This is a genomic window from Streptomyces sp. IBSBF 3136 (assembly GCF_036815105.1).
Classification (GTDB): domain Bacteria; phylum Actinomycetota; class Actinomycetes; order Streptomycetales; family Streptomycetaceae; genus Streptomyces.
The window spans coordinates 21,742-33,809 of sequence record NZ_JAJSZC010000095.1 but is presented as its reverse complement, the minus strand read 5'-3'; the positions used below and the strand labels follow the sequence as shown (position 1 = coordinate 33,809).

The 12,068-nt window shown below is 71.7% G+C and carries 8 protein-coding genes and 1 pseudogene; 2 read left to right on the top strand and 7 right to left on the bottom strand.

What is annotated here, in order from left to right; genetic code table 11:
• From V7E45_RS21115 to V7E45_RS21085, 7 genes and pseudogenes are all read right to left on the bottom strand, one after another.
• Positions 1-203 (bottom strand): annotated as a pseudogene (locus V7E45_RS21115) (segregation/condensation protein A); the annotation flags it as partial.
• A 38-nt stretch (positions 204-241) separates the two neighbouring features.
• Positions 242-799 (bottom strand): hypothetical protein, encoded by a 558-nt coding sequence (locus V7E45_RS21110; RefSeq protein WP_333775754.1) that lies wholly within the window; start codon positions 797-799, stop codon positions 242-244.
• Positions 784-1,917 (bottom strand): ParA family protein, encoded by a 1,134-nt coding sequence (locus V7E45_RS21105; RefSeq protein ID WP_317442534.1) that lies wholly within the window; start codon positions 1,915-1,917, stop codon positions 784-786. The genes V7E45_RS21110 and V7E45_RS21105 overlap by 16 nt, the downstream gene beginning before the upstream one ends.
• 414 nt (positions 1,918-2,331) lie before the next feature.
• Positions 2,332-3,456: an alanine dehydrogenase gene (ald, locus tag V7E45_RS21100; RefSeq protein WP_333775753.1), complete on the bottom strand. Its 1,125-nt coding sequence runs from the start codon at positions 3,454-3,456 to the stop codon at positions 2,332-2,334.
• Between the two features lie 137 nt (positions 3,457-3,593).
• Positions 3,594-5,660, bottom strand: coding sequence for a tetratricopeptide repeat protein (locus tag V7E45_RS21095; RefSeq protein ID WP_333775752.1), 2,067 nt, complete (start codon positions 5,658-5,660; stop codon positions 3,594-3,596).
• Between the two features lie 163 nt (positions 5,661-5,823).
• Positions 5,824-6,450: an NUDIX hydrolase gene (locus tag V7E45_RS21090; protein ID WP_333775751.1), complete on the bottom strand. Its 627-nt coding sequence runs from the start codon at positions 6,448-6,450 to the stop codon at positions 5,824-5,826.
• A gap of 115 nt (positions 6,451-6,565) precedes the next feature.
• On the bottom strand, positions 6,566-8,215 hold the full coding sequence (locus V7E45_RS21085; RefSeq protein ID WP_333775750.1) for a CTP synthase: 1,650 nt from the start codon (positions 8,213-8,215) through the stop codon (positions 6,566-6,568).
• 534 nt (positions 8,216-8,749) lie between these two features.
• Between V7E45_RS21085 and V7E45_RS21080 the strand changes: the two genes are divergently transcribed.
• Both V7E45_RS21080 and V7E45_RS21075 read left to right on the top strand, forming a co-directional pair.
• Positions 8,750-10,552 carry a glycoside hydrolase family 15 protein gene (locus tag V7E45_RS21080; protein WP_333775758.1) on the top strand — a complete coding sequence of 601 codons (1,803 nt, stop codon included), beginning with the start codon at positions 8,750-8,752 and terminating at the stop codon, positions 10,550-10,552.
• A 98-nt stretch (positions 10,553-10,650) separates the two neighbouring features.
• Positions 10,651-12,033, top strand: a complete 1,383-nt coding sequence (locus tag V7E45_RS21075) for an FAD-binding oxidoreductase (protein ID WP_333775749.1) — start codon at positions 10,651-10,653, stop codon at positions 12,031-12,033.
• The last annotated feature ends 35 nt before the right edge of the window (positions 12,034-12,068 follow it).

The following is a 12,068-nucleotide window of genomic DNA, read 5'->3' as shown; positions in this document are numbered from 1 at the left end:
GCTGTGGGCTGCCGGGGCGGGGACGGCTGTACGTCGGTCTCCGGGCTTGTCGCCCGCGGCGGCGGTGCGGGCTCGTGCGCGGTGGGGTCCCGCGGGTCCCCGGACGGGACCGTCGGTTCGGGGCGGGTGGTGCCCGGTCCTCGGCCCAGGGCGCGCCTGCGGCCGGCGCCTGGGCCGGGGGCGGGTGCGTCGTTCGAGGTCATGGCCGTCGCAGGCTACCGCTTGGCGCCCGCCGGGCCGACTACCGACCCCGCAGCCGCCGGACCAGGATGCTCGCGTCCCCTCGGGACTCCAGATCGGCGAGGACCACCGCGACCGCCTCGCGGACGATGCGGCCGCGGTCGACGGCGAGCCCGTGCTCGCCCCTCAGCACGAGACGCGCGTGCTCGAGGTCCATGAGCTCCTCGGCCGAGACGTACACCGTGATCTTCTCGTCGTGCCGCTCGCGCCCGCTGGGCCGCCGGGCCGCCGCCCGGCCCCGCTTGCGGGGCTGCTGGGCATCGGCGGCAGAAGAACCCTCCTGCGCCGCCTGGCGCCGGGCCGGCCGGGTCCGGGACTCGCCCGTCTCCGCCGGGTCCGCCTCCGCCGCCACATGCTCCGCACCCTCGCCGTCACCGCCCCGCACGGGCACCGACGGCGGCGCGTCCTCGGCGGCCGCGGCGTCGTCGCTCTCCCCCGCGGGAGCCGGCACCCGGGCCTCACCGCCCGCCCCGCGCCGGGGCGTGGACGGCTGGAGCGCCATCCCCCCTGTCGTACGGAAGAGTTCGTCGGCCCCCGGCAGACTCACTCGGCGTGACACCGGGCGAGCACCTCCCTGGCGAGCTGGCGGTAGGCGGCGGCACCCACGGAGTTGGAGGCGTACGTGGTGATCGGCTCACCGGCGACCGTGGTCTCCGGGAAGCGGACGGTGCGGCCGATGACCGTGTGGTAGACGTGGTCGTCGAACGCCTCGACGACACGCGCGAGCACCTCACGGCTGTGCACGGTGCGCGAGTCGTACATGGTGGCGAGGATGCCGTCCAGTTCCAGCTCGGGGTTGAGCCGCTCCTGGACCTTCTCGATCGTCTCGGTCAGCAGGGCCACACCGCGCAGCGCGAAGAACTCGCACTCCAGCGGCACGATCACCTTGTGCGCGGCCGTCAACGCGTTGACGGTGAGCAGGCCGAGCGAGGGCTGGCAGTCGATGACGATGTAGTCGTAGTCGTCCATCAGGGGCTTCAGGGCCCGCTGGAGGGTCGACTCGCGGGCGACCTCGGAGACCAGCTGGACCTCCGCCGCCGACAGGTCGATGTTGGACGGCAGCAGGTCCATGTTGGGGACCGCGGTCTTCAGCAGGACCTCGTCCGCCGACATGCCCCGCTCCATGAGCAGGTTGTAGACCGTGAGGTCGAGCTCCATCGGGTTGACACCGAGACCCACCGACAGCGCGCCCTGCGGGTCGAAGTCCACGAGCAGCACGCGCCGGCCGTACTCCGCGAGCGCGGCACCCAGGTTGATGGTCGACGTCGTCTTGCCGACGCCGCCCTTCTGGTTGCACATCGCGATGATCTTCGCGGGGCCGTGGTCGGTCAGCGGGCCCGGGATCGGGAAGTACGGCAGCGGGCGTCCGGTCGGACCGATGCGCTCACGGCGCTGGCGGGCCGCGTCGGGCGCGAGCGTGGCCGCGTACTCCGGATCGGGCTCGTACTCGGCGTCGGGGTCGTAGAAGTGCCCCTCGGGCAGTTCGTCGTAGTCGGCGAAGTGGTTGTGGGGCGCGCCACTTCCGTCGCCGGCCATGGCGTTCACGTGATGGCCATCCATGCTCTGGTGTGCTGTCCGGACCGTCTTCGGCCCCGGACTCTGGTGGGCTGCGAAGGTGCGCACTGCGACGGAGCCGACAGCCTCGAATCCCTCGGAGCCCTGGCCCCGTACAGGCATTCCTGGTTGACCACCCCCGGGAGAAAATGTCGACTCATTCACAAGTCGTCTTACCTCCTTGGTGACCAGGAAACTTCTAGACAAGGTCAGCGTGGCACCATGCCGACGGTTGGCGACTCTATGGCGTGTCGGCGGTCCGCAGCAACACAATCCGCCGGACCCGGCAGGATGTGTCGGCAATGAAACATCCCGCTGTCAAGGGCGTAAGGCCGTCGCACAGCAGGTTTCACCGGTGTGCGAATCGGTCGAAGGGTTACGTTCGAGGCGAGTTGACCGAGAGCCGCAAAGTGACCATACACACATCCGGCCGGACCTTGTCGGGCAAGGTCCGGCCGGGTGTGTGTCGTTGACGATCCGTGTTGACGAATCGCCTTTTGGCTGGCGGTGACTTAGCGACTCACCAGGCAGGACGGCTCAGCCGAGCAGCGACTCGAGCTCCACGTGCTCCAGACCGAGGGCCTCGGCGACCTCCTTGTAAACGACCTTGCCGTCATGGGTGTTGAGACCCTTGGCGAGCGCGGCGTCGCGGCGCAGCGCCTCGACCCAGCCGTTGTTGGCGACGGAGACGATGTACGGCAGCGTCGCGTTGGTGAGGGCGTTGGTGGAGGTGTTGGGCACGCCGCCCGGCATGTTGGCGACGCAGTAGAAGACCGAGTTGTGGACCTTGAAGGTCGGCTCGGCGTGCGTGGTGGGACGGGAGTCCTCGAAGCAGCCGCCCTGGTCGATCGCGATGTCGACAAGGACACTTCCGGGCTTCATGCGGGCCACGAGCTCGTTGGTGACCAGCTTCGGGGCCTTGGCGCCCGGGATGAGGACCGCGCCGATGACGAGGTCGGCGTCGAGGACGGCCTTCTCCAGCTCGAAGGAGTTGGACATGATCGCCTTGACCTTCGTGCCGAAGATCTTGTCGGCCTCGCGCAGCTTGTTGATGTCGCGGTCGAGCAGGGTCACGTCGAAGCCCATGCCGACGGCGACCTGGGTGGCGTTCCAGCCGGAGACACCGCCGCCGATGACGACGGCCTTGGCCGGGGTCACGCCCGGGACGCCGCCCGGCAGCACGCCACGGCCGCCGGCCGCGCGCATCAGGTGGTAGGCGCCGACCTGCGGGGCCAGCCGGCCCGCGACCTCGGACATCGGGGCGAGCAGCGGCAGCGCGCGGTTCGGCAGCTCGACGGTCTCGTAGGCGATGGCCGTGGTGCCGGACTCGAGGAGCGCGTCCGTGCACTCCTTGGAGGCGGCCAGATGCAGGTAGGTGAAGAGGATCTGGTCCTTGCGGAGGCGGTGGTACTCCTCCGCGATGGGCTCCTTGACCTTCAGCAGCAGGTCGGCGGCGGCCCACACCTCGTCGGCCGTGTCGAGGATCCCGGCACCTGCGGAGACGTACTCCTCGTCCGTGATCGAGGAGCCGAGGCCGGCGCCCCGCTCGACGACGACCTGGTGGCCGTTGCGCACCAGCTCGTGCACACCGGCGGGGGTGATGGCCACCCGGAACTCGTTGTTCTTGACCTCGCGGGGGATGCCGACCTTCACGTCGATCACGGTCCTTGGCTCAGGGGGTATGGGGGTGCATTACAGACGTACCCAGACATGCGACGGCATACCGGGAGACACCGCCGGAGAACGAGCGGCAGAGCCAGTCTAATGAAGGTGTTCCGGCTGTCTAGCCTTTCATTGCATCAATCTTCTTCGGATGCGGTACGGATTTCGCAGGCTTCAGCGTCCTGTTCCGGGCTGGAGTCGTCCTCCTGGCGTTCCTCACCCAGCATGCGCTCGGCCGCCGCCCGGTGCAGGTGGGCGGATGTGGGGTCGCCGAGCCGGTCCAGGGTGTCGGCCAGCCGGAGCTGCAGCGCGGCCTGCAGCCGGACGTCCTCGGCACGCCGCGCCCACTCCACCGCCTCCTGGCAGGTCCGCAGTGATTCCGCGGGCCGGCCCGCGTACTCCTGGACCCGGGCCACCTCGCTCAACGCCCTTGCGTGCCCGGCCACATCACCGTTCTTGCGGTACCCGGCGGCGGCCGCCCGCCAGTTCCTGAGCGCCTCGCCGTAGCGGCCCGCGTAGGTGTGCGCGGTGGCGATGCGGCCGTACAGCCGGGCGGCCTCCGGGCGCTCGCCCCGGGCCAGCCGTTCGGCGAGTGCCCGGCCGAACCAGTCGGCGGCCCGGTCGTAGTCCCCCAGCTCCTGGTGCGCGCCTCCTACGGATTCCATCGCGCGGCCGGTGGCGTACGGGTCGCTCGCCTCGCGTCCGGCGTCCAGAGCGGCCCGGTAGCGGCCGAGCGCGGCCCGGGTGCGGCCGGTCTGGGCGTCCAGATCGCCCAGGTTCAGCAGGGCGGCGGCCTTCTCCCGGTGCAGTCCGCGCCGCTCGGCGACGTCCAGGACCAGGCCGTGCACCCCGTACAGGTCGGGCGCGGCCGCCTGCGTGCCGACGTGCGCGGCCATGGCCCTGACCAGCTGGGACATCAGCCTGCGGGCGAGGGTGTCCAGCTCCCCGTCGGCGACGGCCAGGCGGACGGCGGCCAGCAGGGCGGGCCTGCGGACCCGCAGCCACTCGGCGGCCGCCCGGGGCGTGGGAAAGCGCAGCGCCCGGGGCATCTCCTGGAGCTTCTCCCGGGCCTGCGGGCTGTCCGTCTCGGTGATCAGCCGGCACGACTGCAGCAGCCGTACGGTCCGCTCCAGCATGCGGGCGGTGGCCAGCTGGAGCTCCGCCGGGCGCTCCAGGCTCCCGGCGAGGGAGCGCATCAGGGGGTGCAGACAGCCGGGGACCTCGTACTCGGGCAGCGGGGAGTCGACCGCGCGCAGCAGGCCGAGGGCGACGAAGTCGTCCAGGGCGGCGCGGGCCGAGCCCACCGAGCAGCCGGCCAGGGCCGAGGCGGTGTGCGGGTCGACCAGGCCGGCCGGGGCCAGGTGGAGCAGGCGCAGCGTACGGGCGGCCTGACCGGGCAGCTGGTCGTGCACGAGCCGGAAGATCCGGGCCAGCGGGCTGCCGTCGGCGCCGTCCTCCAGGTCGGCGTGCATCCGCTTGGCGAGGTCGGAGACGGCCGCCTGGGGCCGGGAGGCCAGCCAGCCCCCGGCCAGGGTGAGCGCGGCGGGCCGGCCCTGGCACGCCTCCGCCAGGCTCTCGGCGGAGCGCGGGTCGACGGTGATGCGGACGGAGCCGGTGTGGCGGGTGAGCAGTTCCACCGCGGACTTGGTGTCGAGGCCGCCCAGGGTGCAGGGGCGGACGTCCGCGATGCCGGTGAGCGGCCCGCCGGAGACGGCGACCGCCAGGCAGTCGGGGGCGTCCGGCAGCAGCGCGTCGACCTGCTCGGCGCCGGCCGCGTCGTCCAGCAGGAGCAGAGCGCGCCGGCCGGCGAGGGCGGCGCGCAGCGCCTCGGTCAGCTCGTCCTCGGCGGCCCCGGCGGGGGCCCGCACGCCCAGGGCGGCGAGCAGTTCGCGCGCGGTGTGCTCGACGGGTACCGGGGTGCCGTCGGGCTCGCTGAGCCGGGCCCGCAGCACCCCGTCGGGGTAACGCTCGGCTACCTGCCGGGCGAGTTCCGCGGCGAGGGCGGTCCGGCCGGAGCCGGGCGCGCCCGCGATGAGGAGCACGCGCGCGCGGGGTGCCTTGCGGCCGGACAGGGTGTCCAGGCCCGCGCGCTCGATGTCGGCCCGCAGCTCCTTCAACTCCCGCGTGCGGCCCAGGAAATGGTCCTCCGCGGCCCCGAGCGCGGACAGCCGCGCTCCGCCTGTGTCCACCGCCTGATCCGCCACGGGCCACACTCCCGTCCCACCGCACGCGCAACCCCGCCGGGTCTTCCCGGTACGGGCGTTTCCAGAGCCTAGTTCACGCTCTGCGACGTTCCATGAGGAGCGCGGCGGGCAGGTCGCCCGATCGGATCAGGCGATGGTCACACCGATGGACGGGTGGGTGGTGTCAGGACGCGAAGGGGCGCGCGGGCCACGGCGCGTCGGCCGGACGCAGGGCGTCCTCACCGTCCCCGCCGCGAGCGGCCACCAGGGAGAGGACCCCGACCACCAGGCAGTTGTTGTGCACGTCACCGGCGAGCACCAGGCGCACCAGCTCGTCGACCGGCACGCGCGCGTGCTCCATGTCGGTCTCCTCGTGCTCCGCCTCGAAGCGCGCGCCCTCGGCGTCCGACAGATCGCGGGCGAGGAAGATCCGTACGGCCTCGTCGCAGCCGCCGGGGGTGGTGTAGACGTCGGTCAGCACCCGCCAGTCCTCGGCCTTGACGTGCGCCTCCTCGTACAACTCGCGCTGGGCGGCGTGCAGCGGGTTCTCGCCGGGCACGTCCAGCAGCCCTGCCGGGATCTCCCACAGCTTGTGCCGCACGGGGTGGCGGTACTGGTTGATGAGCAGCACCCGGTCCTCCTCGTCCAGGGCGAGGACGGCGACCGAGCCGGGGTGGACCTGGTAGTCGCGGCGGGCCACGGAGCCGTCGGGCATGACGACGTCGTCCGTGCGCACGGAGGTCTTGTTGCCCGTGAAGGGGGTCTCCGTCGCGCGGATCTCCCACTCCTCGGGGGTGTCCTTGATCGTCATGCCCTGTCCTTCCACACACGCAGGCGAGAATCCGGCCCTGTACGCAAGCCGGGGTACGAAGGCCGGGGTGCCCACCTTCGAAGGTGCGCACCCCGGCCACCGTACAACCGGTGTGTTACTTGGCGATCTTCCGCTCGACCGAGGCCTTCACCAGGCCGGCGAACAGCGGGTGCGGGCGCGTCGGCCGCGAGCGCAGCTCGGGGTGGGCCTGCGTGGCGACCAGGTACGGGTGGACGTCACGCGGGTACTCCACGTACTCGACGAGCTTGCCGTCCGGCGAGGTGCCCGAGAAGAGGACACCGGCCTTCTTCTCCAGCTCGGCGCGGTAGGCGTTGTTCACCTCGTAGCGGTGGCGGTGCCGCTCCTCGACGTACTCCTTGCCGTCGTACACCTCGCGCACGATGGAGCCCTCGGCCAGCTTCGCCGGGTACATGCCGAGCCGCATGGTGCCGCCCATGTCGCCCTCACCGGCGACGATGTCCATCTGCTCGGCCATCGTGGAGATGACCGGGTGGCCGGTGGCCGGGTCGAACTCGGTGGAGTTGGCGTCCGGGATGTCGGCCAGGTTGCGTGCCGCCTCGATCACGATGCACTGCAGGCCGAGGCAGAGGCCGAGCAGCGGGATCTTGTTCTCGCGGGCGTAGCGGATCGCGCCGACCTTGCCGAGCACGCCGCGGTCGCCGAAGCCGCCCGGGATGCAGATGCCGTCGACGTCGGCCAGCTGGGCCTTGGCGCCGGCCGGGGTCTTGCAGTCGTCGGAGGTGACCCACTTGATCTTGACGCGGGCCTTGTTGGCGAAACCACCGGCGCGCAGCGCCTCGGTCACCGACAGGTAGGCGTCGGGCAGGTCGATGTACTTGCCGACCAGGGCGAGGGTGATCTCGTGGTCGGGGTTGTGGACGCGGTCGAGCAGGTCGTCCCAGGTCGTCCAGTCCACGTCGCGGAACGGCAGGTCCAGCTTGCGGACGACGTAGGCGTCCAGGCCCTCGCCGTGCACGGTCTTCGGGATGTCGTAGATCGAGCGGGCGTCGGGGCACGCCACCACGGCGTCCTCGTCGACGTCGCACATCAGCGAGATCTTCCGCTTGATCGCGGTAGGCACCTCGCGGTCGCAGCGCAGCACGATCGCGTCCGGCTGGATACCGATGTTGCGCAGCGCGGCGACGGAGTGCTGGGTCGGCTTGGTCTTCAGCTCGCCCGAGGGGCCGATGTAGGGCAGCAGCGAGATGTGCACGACGAAGACGTTGTCCCGGCCGACCTCGTGGCGGACCTGGCGGACGGTCTCCAGGAACGGCAGCGACTCGATGTCGCCGACCGTGCCGCCGACCTCGGTGATGACGACGTCCACCTCGTCGGTCGCCATCCGGCGGATGCGGTGCTTGATCTCGTTGGTGATGTGCGGGATGACCTGCACGGTGTCGCCCAGGTACTCGCCGCGCCGCTCCTTGGCGATCACGGTCGAGTAGACCTGACCGGTGGTGACGTTGGCGGAGCCGTCCAGGTCACGGTCGAGGAAGCGCTCGTAGTGGCCGATGTCCAGGTCGGTCTCGGCGCCGTCGTTGGTGACGAACACCTCACCGTGCTGGAAGGGGTTCATCGTGCCCGGGTCGACGTTCAGGTACGGGTCGAGCTTCTGCATGACGACGCGCAGTCCGCGGGCCTTGAGCAGCATGCCCAGGCTGGAGGCGGTGAGGCCCTTGCCGAGCGAGGAGGCGACACCCCCGGTGACGAAGATGTGCTTGGTCGTCGTAGATTTCGGCGGCATGGCCAAGAGGGGGCTCCCGTGGTCGCTGGCTGTCGTGCGGGGCGGCTGCCGGACCGGATGCTTCCGGGGGCGCCGTCGCTGCGGTTCGGGGGTTTGTCTCTCCCACCGGTCCACGGGCTACCAGCGTAACAGCGCCTGGCCGGGATGGCTTCCGGCCACGCTCCGCGTCCGGGCCGACACGCGACCCCCGGCACACGCGTCGTCACGGCACGCATCGGTCACATGGTCATCACCGGCCGCTCACTCGTTCGGCCCACACAGGTTGCCCGGAGCGGCACGCGGATCATCTACGTGCGTCGTATCCTGCTCGGACATTCGCTGCCGAGCCCGGCCGGAACGACGGCACACCCCCGCCACCATCAGCCGGAACAACGAGAGCGCGGCAGTTCGTTGAGCAAGGACTGTCGTTTTGCCTCAGGGCTCGGCGGGCTGCTTTGCTTCACCGCTCAACGACGCACAACAACGACCCCCTTGACCGCACTAGCGACAGCCCCCCTGTGCGGGGGTGACGTGGCCGTTCGACTGGAGTTGCACGTGGCCGGGCGCATCGAAGACTACGCACTCATCGGAGACATGCAGACCGCTGCCCTGGTCTGCCGGGACGGCACGGTCGACTGGCTGTGCCTGCCCCGCTTCGACTCGCATGCCATCTTCGCCGGCCTGCTGGGCACCGAGGAGCACGGCTTCTGGCGGCTCGGCCCGGCGCACGCGGCCGACTCCCCGCCGCCCACAGCGGCGCGGCGCACCTACCGCGGCGACTCACTGATCCTGGAGTCGGAGTGGGACACCCCGCGCGGCACCGTGCGCGTGACGGATTTCATGCCTCCGCGTGACGGCGCCCCGCAGCTGATCCGGATCGTGGAGGGCGTCACCGGCCGGGTGCCGATGCGCTCCGTCCTGCGCATGCGGTTCTCCTACGGCCGCGTGGTGCCCTGGGTGCACAAGCACGAGGGCCGCACGGTGGCGGTCGCCGGACCCGACTCCGTGTGGTTCGACACGGAGGCCGAGACCTACGGCAAGGCGCTGACGACCTACGCCGACTTCACCGTCGCCCCGGGTGACCGGATCGCGTTCACCATCTCCTGGGAGCCCTCGCACAAGCAGCCGCCGGCTCTCCCGGAGCCGGAGCTGTCGCTGGAGGCGACGGAGACCTTCTGGCGCGACTGGGTCGAGCACTGCACGTACCACGGTCCGTACCGCGAGGCGGTGGTCCGCTCGCTGATCACCCTGAAGGCGCTGACCTACGCCCCCACCGGCGGCATCGTCGCGGCCCCCACCACCTCCCTGCCCGAGGACATCGGCGGCGTCCGCAACTGGGACTACCGCTACACCTGGCTGCGCGACGCGGCGATCACCCTGTCCTCGCTGCTGCGCACCGGGTACCGCGAGGAGGCCCGCGCCTGGCGCGAGTGGCTGCTGCGCGCGGTGGCCGGCGATCCCGAGAACCTGCAGATCATGTACGGCATCGCGGGCGAGCGCGAGCTGGGCGAGGCCGAGCTGGACTGGCTGCCGGGCTATGAGCGCTCGGGCCCGGTCCGGGTCGGCAACGGCGCGGCGCACCAGCTCCAGCTGGACGTGTACGGCGAGGTCACCGAGGCCCTGCACCTGGCCCACATGACCGGCCTGGCCCGCAACGACTACGCCTCGCTGCTCCAGCTGAAGCTGATCCGCTACCTGGAGGACCACTGGCAGGAGCCGGACGAGGGCATCTGGGAGGTGCGCGGACCGCGCCGGCATTTCGTGCACTCCAAGGTGATGGCCTGGGTGGCGGTGGACCGCACGATCAAGCTGATCCAGTCCGGTGACGCGGACGGCCCGCTGGAGCGCTGGAAGGAACTGCGCGACGACATCCACCGGGACGTGTGCGAGAAGGGCTACGACAAGGAGCGCAACACCTTCACCCAGTCCTACGGCTCCCAGGAACTGGACGCCTCGCTGCTGCTGATCCCGCAGATGGGCTTCCTGCCGCCGGACGACAAGCGGGTGATCGGCACGATCGAGGCGATCCAGCGCGAGCTGTCCACCCCGGACGGGTTCATCCTGCGCTATCCGACCGAGGGCCAGAGCGAGGGTGTCGACGGCCTGCCGGGTGACGAGGGCGCCTTCCTGGCCTGCTCCTTCTGGATGGCGGACGACCTGGCGATGATCGGCCGGGTGGACGAGGCCCGCAAGCTGTTCGAGAAGCTCCTGGCGCTGCGCAACGACCTCGGTCTGCTCGCCGAGGAGTGGGACCCCAGGCTCCAGCGCCAGGTCGGCAACTTCCCGCAGGCCTTCAGCCACGTGCCGCTGATCGACACCGCGCTGCGGCTGACGGCGTCCGGGGCGTACGGCGGCTAGGCGCCCGGCAGCGCGGGGACCCGTTCCCGCGCTGCCGGGAGTGCTCCCCCCTAGGCTGGGGAGCGGACACATCCCCCCTTCCCGGAAAGGGGGCGGCCATGGCTTCCCCTTCGAAGGCGGGCGCGGCCCTCGAGGCGCTCCGTGAGGATCTGGTCGGCGACGTGTTCGCCCCCGGGGACGCCGGCTACGACGAGGCCCGCGAGGTCTTCAACGCCATGATCGACCGGCGTCCGGCCGTGATCGCCCAGTGCGCGGACGCGGCCGACGTGGTGCGCGCGGTGCGGTTCGGCAGGGACCTGGACCTGCCGATCGCGGTGCGCGGCGGCGGGCACAGCGTCGCCGGCTCGGCCCTCGGCGACGGCGCGCTGGTGGTCGACCTGCGCCGGATGCATGAGGTGACCGTCGACCCGGCGGCCGAGGCGGTGCGGATCGGGGGCGGCGCCACGATGAGCCACCTGGACCGGGCCACCCAGCCGCACGGACTGGCGACCACCGGCGGCCGCGCCTCCACGACCGGCGTGGGCGGCTTCGTCCTGGGCGGCGGCACCGGCTGGCTCGACCGCACCTTCGGCCTCGCCGTCGACAACCTCCTCGGCGTGGAGCTGGTGACCGCCGACGCGGAGCGGGTGCACGCGAACGCCGACGAGAACCCCGAGCTGTTCTGGGCCCTGCACGGCGGCGGCGGCAACTTCGGCGTCGCCACGGCGCTCACCCTGGAGCTCCACGAACTCCCCGAGTTCTCGATCGCCCTGCTGCTGTACGAGCCGCGGTACGGCCCGGACGTGGTCCGCGTCTTCCGCGAGGTCCTCACCGGCGGCCCGGACGAGCTGAGCGGCGCGGTGCTGTACCTGACCGGCCCGCCCGAGGGGTTCGTACCGCCGGAACGGGTGGGCGAGCTGGTGTGCGCCGGGCTGCTGACCTACGCGGGCGGCGAGGACGACCTGCGCAAGCTCGCCCGGCCGCTGCTGGCGCTGCCGCACGAGGCGGCGCTGGTCGGCGACCTGCCCTACGTGGACCTCCAGTGCATGCTGGACGCTCCGCCCGGTCAGCGGAACCACTGGTCGGCGGAGTACCTCGACGGTCTGCCCGACGAGGCGGTGGACGCCTTCTGCGCCAGCGCCGAGAGCATGCCGGTGCCGACCTCCACCCAGCACCTGCTGTTCCCGCAGGGAGGCGCGATCGCCGCCGGTCCGCACGAGTACCCGGTCCCCTACCGGGACGCGGCCTGGGCGGTCCACCCCTTAGCGGTCTGGGAGGACCCCGCCGACGACGGGCGGGCGGTCGCCTGGGTGCGGGAGGTGCGCGCGGCCGTCCGGGCGTGGAGCACGGGCGCCGTGTACCTGAACTTCATCGGCGAGGAGGGCGGCGAGCGGGTGCGCGCGGGGCTGGGCGCCGGGAACCTGCTGCGGCTGGAGAAGGTCAAGCGCCGGTACGACCCCGACAACGTCTTCCGCTTCAACCACAACATCCGGCCGGTCTAGGCCGGCTCCGCGAAGTGCATGACCCAGCCGCGGCG

What these genes read in the sequence shown, in the direction of transcription:
- V7E45_RS21105 (WP_317442534.1), bottom strand. Translation starts at nt 1,917, where the DNA reads ATGCCTGTACGGGGCCAGGGCTCCGAGGGATTCGAGGCTGTCGGCTCC.
- V7E45_RS21090 (WP_333775751.1), bottom strand. Translation starts at nt 6,450, where the DNA reads ATGACGATCAAGGACACCCCCGAGGAGTGGGAGATCCGCGCGACGGAG.
- V7E45_RS21085 (WP_333775750.1), bottom strand. Translation starts at nt 8,215, where the DNA reads ATGCCGCCGAAATCTACGACGACCAAGCACATCTTCGTCACCGGGGGT.
- V7E45_RS21075 (WP_333775749.1), top strand. Translation starts at nt 10,651, where the DNA reads ATGGCTTCCCCTTCGAAGGCGGGCGCGGCCCTCGAGGCGCTCCGTGAG.